At 48.5% G+C, this 1537-nt stretch carries 1 protein-coding gene; it reads left to right on the forward strand.

Features of this window, described 5'->3' with window-relative positions:
• The first annotated feature begins 40 nt into the window (after positions 1-40).
• The gene (folC, locus tag KDK15_RS14940) at positions 41-1408 is read left to right on the forward strand and encodes a bifunctional tetrahydrofolate synthase/dihydrofolate synthase (RefSeq protein ID WP_257296184.1); all 1368 of its coding nucleotides are present in this window, start codon (positions 41-43) and stop codon (positions 1406-1408) included.
• Positions 1409-1537 lie beyond the last annotated feature (129 nt).

Consider the following 1537-nt stretch of genomic DNA (forward strand, 5'->3'; position numbering starts at 1 on the left):
GTTCCGTCTTTAACTTCCCGAAGAAGGGAGTAGGCGCTAAATGTCCACCTTAAGAAGCCAACCTAAGGCCGGTTTTTCTCTCTCGTTCCCACGCTCTGCGTGGGTAATGAATACGTCTGGAGATGTGACGTTGTCCTCTTTTGAAAAGAAAGAAAAAAGCCTTTCACAGTGGTTAACCTGGATGGAGGAGACGCGTCCAGAGCATGAGATTGACTTTGGATTGGACCGGATTCGGCTGGTGGCTGACAGGTTGGATTTGCTCAAACCCGCGCCGTTCATTATTACGGTGGGGGGCACCAATGGCAAAGGTTCGACGCTGGCGGTTCTTGAAGCTATTTTGCTGGCTGCCGGTTATAAGGTGGGGCTATTTACATCACCCCATTTTCTCAAGTTTAACGAAAGAATTCGCATTAATGGCGAACAGGTCAGTGACGACTGGCTATGTGATGCTTTTGAGAAGATTAATGATGGTCGAAAAACGACATGGCTAACCTATTTTGAATTTGCCACCCTGGCCGCCGTTGACTGCTTTAAAAGAGCAGAGGTGGATGTGGCGCTGATGGAAGTTGGTCTGGGTGGGCGGCTGGATGCTACAAATGTGGTTGACCCGGATGTGTCGGTAATTACCACGGTGGCGCTCGATCATCAGGAATACCTCGGTTATAGCATTGAAGCCATAGCCAAAGAGAAGTCAGGAATATTCCGTGCCAGCAAACCCGCGATATTTGGTGATCAGCCGGTGCCGCAGGCAATCACTGAAATGGCCAAGCGTCTTGGTAGTACTCTGTATTGCAGAGGGGAGGCGTTCAATCTGGAAAGGATGGGTAATACATGGCATTGGTCAGGTAGTGAAAATCAAAAGCTGGAAAACCTGCCGGTTCCCAATGTGGTGATTGATAATGCAGCGACTGCATTGCAAGCGCTGCAATTTATGTCAGAACCTATTGCCACTGAAGCTATTGGAAAAGGCTTGTCACAGGTATCGGTTACCGGGCGATTCCAGAAGCTGATGATGGAAAATGAATCAGGAGAGTTAATCGATGTTGTGCTTGATGTTGCCCATAACCCTCAGGCAGCAGAAATGCTTAAGCAGCGTCTGGATGATTCTCCTGAAGACGGTAAGACACGAGCAGTTATTGCCATGTGTAAAGATAAGGATTATATGGCGGTTGTTGACTGCTTAAGCAGCAACATTGATGAGTGGTACGTTGCCCAATTTGAGTCTCCAAGGGCATTGCCTGAACAAGAGTTGGCACAGAAGCTGGTTGATCGAGGGTATTCAGTTAATCGCTATCAGAATGTTGCTGAAGCATTACATCATGCTTTAGCAAGCTCAACTTCTGGAGATAGAGTGCTGGTCACTGGATCATTTATGACGGTATCTGCTGCCTTGACCAGTAGTCACTGAGTACACGGTTTTAATGTGCTGCCGGATAAGCATCGTCGATCGCCTTGGGTGTTGCACGCTTTATTGTTGTAGGTTTAGCAAAATCGTCGTAAACCCTCGCCCAATCGGGCCGGGCCGCGCAGGCGGGGA

Source organism: Endozoicomonas sp. YOMI1, from assembly GCF_024606345.1.
Taxonomy (GTDB): domain Bacteria; phylum Pseudomonadota; class Gammaproteobacteria; order Pseudomonadales; family Endozoicomonadaceae; genus Endozoicomonas.

Excerpts from the sequence above, each read along its gene's own strand:
- folC (WP_257296184.1), top strand. The coding sequence starts at position 41 with ATGTCCACCTTAAGAAGCCAACCTAAGGCCGGTTTTTCTCTCTCGTTC.